Genomic DNA, 6,330 nt, shown 5'->3' on the forward strand with positions numbered 1-6,330 from the left:
CTGCTGCTGGGCATTGTGTACTGCGAACTCGGCGCCGCCCTGCCCCGCGCCGGTGGCGTGGTGCGTTACCCGGTGTATTCCCATGGCCCGCTGCTGGGCTACCTGATGGGCTTTATCACGCTGATCGCGTTCTCCAGCCTGGTGGCGATCGAAGTGGTCGCCTCGCGCCAATACGCCGCGGCCTGGTTTCCCGAGCTGACCAAGGTCGGTTCCAGCGACCCGACCACCCTGGGCTGGTTGGTGCAATTTGCACTGCTGTGCCTGTTCTTTGTGCTCAATTACCGCAGTGTGAAGACCTTCGCCATCGCCAATAACCTGGTCAGCGTATTCAAGTTCATCGTGCCGCTGCTGGTGATTGGTGTGCTGTTCACCTTCTTCAAACCGGCGAATTTCCAGACCCAGGGTTTTGCCCCGTTTGGCCTGTCGGGCATCGAGATGGCGGTGTCGGCCGGCGGAGTGATTTTTGCCTACCTGGGCCTCACGCCGATCATCTCGGTGGCCAGTGAAGTAAAGAACCCGCAACGCACGATTCCGATTGCCTTGATCCTCTCCGTGCTGCTGTCGACTGCCATCTATGTGCTGCTGCAAACCGCCTTCCTCGGTGGCGTGCCGACCGAGATGCTGGCCGATGGCTGGGCGGGTATCAGCAAGCAACTGGCGCTGCCTTATCGTGATATTGCCCTGGCGTTGGGCGTGGGTTGGCTGGCCTACCTGGTGGTGGCCGATGCGGTGATCTCACCCAGCGGCTGCGGCAATATCTACATGAATGCCACGCCGCGTGTGGTGTACGGCTGGGCGCAGACCGGCACGTTTTTCAAGATCTTTACGCGCATTGATGAGAAGTCCGGCATCCCGCGCCCGGCGCTGTGGTTGACCTTTGGTTTGTCGGTGTTCTGGACCCTGCCGTTTCCGTCCTGGGAAGCACTGATCAATGTGGTGTCGGCGGCGCTGATCTTAAGCTACGCCGTGGCCCCGGTGACCGTCGCGGCGCTGCGCCGCAATGCGCCCGGCATGGCCCGGCCGTTCCGGGTCAAGGGCATGGCGGTGCTCGGCCCGCTGTCGTTCATCATCGCCGCGCTGATCGTTTACTGGTCCGGCTGGAGCACCGTGTCGTGGCTGCTTGGCCTGCAAATCCTGATGTTTGTGGTGTACCTGCTGTGCGCACGCTGGGTGCCGACCGCGCACCTGAATCTCAAGCAACAAGTGCGCTCGTCGGCCTGGCTGATCGGCTTCTACGCAGTGACCATCCTGCTGTCCAAGCTCGGCAGTTTCGGCGGTATCGGCGCGATCAGCCACCCGTTTGACACGCTGGTCGTCGCCCTCTGCGCCCTGGGCATTTACTACTGGGGCGCCGCCACTGGCGTGCCCGCGCACCTGGTGCGCCTGGAACACGAAGACGACGAAAGCGAAGCGGTCAGCGACGCGCATTACAACGCGCCACTGTCGCCAGCCACTCACTGATGGAGCCTGTTATGAAGCGCCTGCACGTTATCGACTCCCACACCGGCGGCGAACCGACGCGCCTGGTCATGGACGGCTTCCCTGCGCTCGCCGGCGCTACCATCGCCGACCAGTTGCACACCTTGCGCAGCGAACACGATCAATGGCGCCGCGCCTGCCTGCTGGAGCCACGTGGCAATGACGTGCTGGTCGGCGCGCTGTACTGCGCGCCGGTCACGCCAGGCGCCACCTGCGGGGTGATCTTTTTCAACAATGCCGGTTATCTGGGCATGTGTGGCCACGGCACCATCGGCCTGGTCGCCTCCTTGCACCACTTGGGCCGCATAACGCCCGGCGTGCACACCATCGACACGCCGGTCGGCCCGGTAGCCGCCACCTTGCACGACGACGGCGCCGTGACCTTGCGCAACGTACCCGCCTACCGTCATCAGCGGCAGGTGCCGGTGGACGTGCCGGGCTATGGCGTGGTGCATGGCGATGTTGCCTGGGGCGGCAACTGGTTTTTCCTGGTGTCGCAGCACGGCCACAGGCTGGCGATGGACAACGTCGACACCCTCACCGACTACACCTGGGCGATGCTCAAGGCCCTCGAAACCCAAGGCATCCACGGTGCCGACGGCGCACTGATCGACCATATCGAACTGTTCGCCGACGACGCCCACGCCGACAGCCGCAACTTCGTCATGTGCCCCGGCAAAGCCTACGACCGCTCGCCGTGCGGCACCGGCACCAGCGCCAAACTCGCGTGCCTGGCGGCTGACGACAAACTCGCCCCCGGCGCCACCTGGGTGCAAGCCAGCATCACCGGCAGCCAATTCGAAGGCCGTTATGAATGGGATGGCGAGCGCATTCGCCCGTTCATCACCGGCCGCGCCTACATGACCGCCGACAGCACCTTGCTGATCGACGAACAGGACCCTTTTGCCTGGGGCATCTGAGCCCGGGCCTTATTTAACTGAACGCTGGAGTTAGAACAATGAGCGACAACATCTTCACCGGTTGCATCCCGGCACTGATGACCCCGTGCACGCCTGAACGCAAACCGGACTTCGACGCCCTGGTCGCCAAGGGCCGTGAACTGATCGATATCGGCATGAGCGCCGTGGTGTATTGCGGTTCCATGGGCGACTGGCCGCTGCTGACCGAAGCCGAACGCCAGGAAGGCGTGGCCCGCCTGGTCGCCGCTGGCGTGCCGACCATCGTCGGCACCGGCGCGGTCAACAGCCGTGAAGCGGTGGCCCACGCCGCCCACGCGGCCAAGGTCGGCGCCCATGGCTTGATGGTAATCCCGCGCGTGCTGTCCCGTGGCGCTTCGGCCACCGCGCAAAAGGCGCACTTCTCGGCGATCCTCAAGGCCGCGCCGAACCTGCCGGCAGTGATCTACAACAGCCCGTATTACGGCTTCGCCACCCGCGCCGAGCTGTTCTTTGAACTGCGCCGTGAACACCCCAACCTGATCGGCTTCAAGGAATTCGGCGGCGGCGCCGACCTGCGCTACGCGGCAGAAAACATCACCTCCCAGGACGATGCCGTGACCCTGATGGTCGGCGTAGACACCCAAGTGGTACACGGCTTCGTCAACTGCAACGCCACCGGCGCCATCACCGGTATTGGCAACGCACTGCCGCGCGAAGTGCTGCAACTGGTCGCCCTGAGCAAAAAAGCCGCCAAAGGCGACGCCAAGGCCCGGCGCCTGGCCCGTGAGCTGGAAGCCGCGCTGGGCGTGCTGTCGTCCTTCGACGAGGGTTGCGACCTAGTGCTGTATTACAAGCATTTGATGGTGCTCAACGGCGACCAGGGCTACGCCCTGCACTTCAACGAAACCGACGCACTCAGCACCGCCCAACAGCGTTATGCCGAAAACCAGTACGCACTGTTCCGCCAGTGGTACGCCAATTGGTCGGCTGAACAGAACGTCGCCTGACACCCTCGCGCGCCGCTGTGGTTCTCACAGCGGCCAACCCTCATTTTTCAAGGACACCCCATGACTCTGACGGGCAAGATGCTGATCGGTCAGCACGCAGTCTGCGGCCATCGCGAAGCGATCCAGGCCATTAATCCCGCCACCGACCAGCCCCTGGCGCCCGCCTACCCAGGCGGCGCTGGCGAGCATGTCGAACAGGCCTGTGCCTTGGCTTGGGCGGCGTTTGACAGCTATCGCGACACCTCGCTGGCAGCACGCGCGGCCTTTCTTGAAACCATCGCCGACAACATTGAAGCCCTCGGCGATGAGTTGATCGAACGTGCCATGGCCGAAACCGGCCTGCCACGCCCGCGTATCCAGGGCGAACGCGGCCGCACCTGCGGGCAATTGCGCACATTTGCCCGCACGGTGCGCGCCGGTGAATGGCTGGACGTGCGCGTCGACACCGCGCAACCGGCGCGTCAGCCATTGCCACGTGCAGACCTGCGCCAGCGGCATATTGCGCTGGGGCCGGTGGCAGTGTTTGGTGCGAGCAATTTCCCCTTGGCGTTCTCAGTGGCGGGCGGCGATACCGCCTCTGCACTCGCCGCCGGTTGCCCGGTGATCGTCAAGGCCCATGGCGCGCATCCCGGCACCAGCGAACTGGTCGGCCGTGCGCTGGCCAAGGCCGTTAAAGACTGCGGTTTGCCCGACGGTGTGTTTTCACTGTTGTATGGATCGGGTCGCGAAGTCGGCATCGCATTGGTCACCGACCCGCGTATCAAAGCCGTGGGGTTTACCGGCTCACGCAGCGGCGGTATCGCCCTGACCCAGGCGGCGCAAGCGCGGCCGGAGCCGATTCCGGTGTATGCGGAAATGAGTTCGATCAACCCGGTGTATCTGTTTCCTGCGGCGTTGCACACGCGTGCAGAGGCGTTGGCCCAAGGTTTTGTCGCCTCGTTGACCCAAGGCGCCGGGCAGTTTTGCACCAACCCTGGCTTGGTGATTGCGGTCGCAGGCCCGGCACTCGAGCGCTTTGTCGCCACGGCGAGTGAGTTGCTCCCGGCGTGCGCCGCCCAGACAATGCTGACGCCAGGTATTTTCCAGGCCTATGAAGCGGGCGTCAGCAGCTTGGCCGAACACGCACAAATCGCCGCCAAAGGCTTGGCGGCGCAAGGCCCGAATCAAGGCCAGGCGCAGCTGTTTGTGACCCAGGCCAGCGCGTTTTTGCGCAATGAGCATCTGCAGGCGGAAGTCTTTGGCGCAGCCTCCTTGGTCGTGGTGTGTGCCAATGACGAAGAAGTGCGCCAGGTTTCCGAGCAGTTGGAAGGCCAGTTGACCGCCACACTGCACCTGGACGACGCGGACCTGACACGCGCCCAAGCCCTGCTGCCGGTATTGGAGCGCAAGGCCGGGCGCCTGCTGGTCAACGGCTGGCCCACCGGCGTGGAAGTGTGCGACGCCATGGTCCACGGCGGCCCGTTCCCGGCCACCAGCGACTCGCGCAGCACCTCGGTCGGCACCGCAGCGATCCTGCGTTTTCTGCGCCCGGTGTGTTACCAGGACTTCCCGGACAGCTTGCTGCCCGCTGCGCTGCAACACGCCAACCCGCTGCTGTTGCGACGCTTGCTCGACGGCCAGAGAGAGAGGCCTGAACGATGAGCGACAGCAACCGTGCTGATATCGCTGTGATCGGCGCCGGCATCATTGGCGTCGCCTGCGCCCTGCAATTGGCCCGTCAAGGCCAACGCGTGGTGGTCATCGACCCACAGGCGCCGGGCATGGGCGCGTCCTATGGCAACGCCGGGCATTTGGCCACCGAGCAAGTGTTCCCGATTGCCGACGTGTCGATCCTCAAGCGCCTGCCCGCCATGCTGATGGACCCTATGGGTCCGTTGCGCCTGGACTGGAAGTACCTGCCACGCGCGCTGCCCTGGTTCGTGCGCTTGTTGCTCAACCTGCGCCCGACGAACTACCGGCGCACGGTGGCGGGCATTCGTGCGCTCAATGAGGCCAGCCTGGGCGCTTGGCAGCGTCTGCTGCAGGCCATTGAGCAGCCGCAACTGTTGCGCGCCGAGGGTTCGTTGCTGGTATTTGAGCGTGCCGCGTCCGGGGAAGCCATCGACGCATTGCGCCAACGCATGCAGCAGCAGAATGTGCCGGTGGATTTCTGGTCGGGCGAGGCAATACGCAAGGCCGCGCCGCAACTGAACGATGCGATCCAGGGCGGCCTGTTCTTCCCGGGCACCGGGCATTTTATTGATCCGTACAGCGTGGTGTGCGCACTGGTGAGCGCGGCCAAGGCTTGCGGTGTGCAGTTTGTGCAGCAACGCGTGCTCGATGGGCGCCTGGCGTCGGACGGCGTATCGCTGCTGACCGATCAAGGCAGCCTGACCGCCCGCCAGGTGCTGATCGCCTGCGGCGCCCATTCGGCCAAACTCACCGCTGCACTCACCGGCAAGCAGGTCCCGCTGGACACCGAGCGCGGCTATCATCTGATGCTGCCCCACGAACACCAGCGCTTGCCCTTTGCCGTGACCTCGTTCGAGCGCAAATTTATCATGACCCCCATGAACGATGGCTTGCGCCTGGCCGGCACGGTCGAATTCGCAGGCCTGGAGCGCCCCGCCAATATGCAACGCGCCTGGCAGTTACACCGGTTGAGCCAGGGCTTGTTTCGCCAGGACTTGAGTACCCGGGACGCAACCCCATGGATGGGCTTTCGCCCGTCGCTGCCGGACTCGCTGCCGATCATTGATCGGGTGGCTGATGGCAAGGTACTGCTCGCGTTTGGGCATCAGCATTTGGGGTTGACGCAGGCGGCGGTGACGGCGGAGATGGTCGTGCAACTGGTTACGCTTGATAAGCGCATAGTGCTGCCGGACCTGGCCCCTTACCGATTGGCGCGCTTTTAGGTCTTTGCCGTTTTTGTGGCGAGCAGGCTTGCCCTGCGTTGGGCTGCGCAG

At 64.3% G+C, this 6,330-nt stretch carries 5 protein-coding genes; all 5 read left to right on the plus strand.

Annotation, left to right across the window (positions count from 1 at the left end; all coding sequences use genetic code 11):
• Window positions 1–1,461, plus strand: a 1,461-nt coding sequence (locus FEM54_RS21605; protein WP_138452905.1) for an APC family permease, incomplete at its 5' end; no start/stop codon positions are given.
• Window positions 1,462–1,472: 11 nt separating this feature from the next.
• Window positions 1,473–2,399 carry a 4-hydroxyproline epimerase gene (locus FEM54_RS21610; RefSeq protein ID WP_017138872.1) on the plus strand — a complete coding sequence of 309 codons (927 nt, stop codon included), beginning with the start codon at window positions 1,473–1,475 and terminating at the stop codon, window positions 2,397–2,399.
• A 38-nt stretch (window positions 2,400–2,437) separates the two neighbouring features.
• Window positions 2,438–3,385: a dihydrodipicolinate synthase family protein gene (locus FEM54_RS21615; RefSeq protein WP_138452908.1), complete on the plus strand. Its 948-nt coding sequence runs from the start codon at window positions 2,438–2,440 to the stop codon at window positions 3,383–3,385.
• A 60-nt stretch (window positions 3,386–3,445) separates the two neighbouring features.
• Window positions 3,446–5,026: an aldehyde dehydrogenase (NADP(+)) gene (locus FEM54_RS21620; RefSeq protein WP_138452910.1), complete on the plus strand. Its 1,581-nt coding sequence runs from the start codon at window positions 3,446–3,448 to the stop codon at window positions 5,024–5,026.
• Entirely contained in the window at window positions 5,023–6,279 is a 1,257-nt protein-coding gene (locus tag FEM54_RS21625) for an NAD(P)/FAD-dependent oxidoreductase (RefSeq protein ID WP_138452912.1), read from the plus strand. The genes FEM54_RS21620 and FEM54_RS21625 overlap by 4 nt, the downstream gene beginning before the upstream one ends.
• Window positions 6,280–6,330: the final 51 nt, after the last annotated feature.

Origin of the sequence: Pseudomonas edaphica (assembly GCF_005863185.1) — a bacterium.
Lineage (GTDB): Bacteria > Pseudomonadota > Gammaproteobacteria > Pseudomonadales > Pseudomonadaceae > Aquipseudomonas > Aquipseudomonas edaphica.

Bases quoted from the DNA above. Each gene is read 5' to 3' on its own strand.
- FEM54_RS21610 (WP_017138872.1), top strand. From the start codon at position 1,473: ATGAAGCGCCTGCACGTTATCGACTCCCACACCGGCGGCGAACCGACG.
- FEM54_RS21615 (WP_138452908.1), top strand. From the start codon at position 2,438: ATGAGCGACAACATCTTCACCGGTTGCATCCCGGCACTGATGACCCCG.
- FEM54_RS21625 (WP_138452912.1), top strand. From the start codon at position 5,023: ATGAGCGACAGCAACCGTGCTGATATCGCTGTGATCGGCGCCGGCATC.
- FEM54_RS21620 (WP_138452910.1), top strand. From the start codon at position 3,446: ATGACTCTGACGGGCAAGATGCTGATCGGTCAGCACGCAGTCTGCGGC.